Source organism: Nocardiopsis sp. LOL_012 (genome assembly GCF_048060475.1).
Lineage (GTDB): Bacteria > Actinomycetota > Actinomycetes > Streptosporangiales > Streptosporangiaceae > Nocardiopsis.
In genome coordinates this window covers 1-408 of the sequence record NZ_JBHMIV010000119.1, presented here as the reverse complement: position 1 = coordinate 408, position 408 = coordinate 1, and the positions used below count along the sequence as shown (strand labels likewise).

The window sequence follows — 408 nt, the reverse complement described above, 5'->3', positions numbered from 1 at the left end:
GGAAAGAACCGGCCCACCACGACCAGCTCCCGCCCCCGCCAGGCGCACTTGTACTCCAGCACGGACCGCAGCTCCCGCCACGCCGCGTCCGAGATCGCGCGGGCGAGTTTCCTGTTCTTGACCGTGGTGCGCACGGCCAGGTCCTCGATCACGACCACTTGGTTCTCGCGGACGAGACGAGTGGTGAGCTTGTGCAGGAAGTCCCTCCTGCGGTCGGTGATCCGGGCGTGCACCCGCGCCACCCTGCGGCGGGCCTTGTCCCGGTTCGCGCTGCCCTTGGCCTTGCGGGCCAGCTCCCGCCGCGCGCGGGCGAGCCGGGCGCGGTCGGCCCGCTCGTGGCGGGGGTGGGTCACCTTCTCCCCCGTGGAGAGGGTGACCAGGAAGGTGGTCCCGGCGTCGACACCGACC

At 72.3% G+C, this 408-nt stretch carries 1 protein-coding gene; it reads right to left on the bottom strand.

Going from position 1 to position 408, the window contains the following annotated elements; genetic code table 11:
* Nucleotides 1–408, bottom strand: a 408-nt coding sequence (locus ACFHWE_RS23715) for an RNA-guided endonuclease InsQ/TnpB family protein (protein ID WP_416604099.1), incomplete at both ends; no start/stop codon positions are given.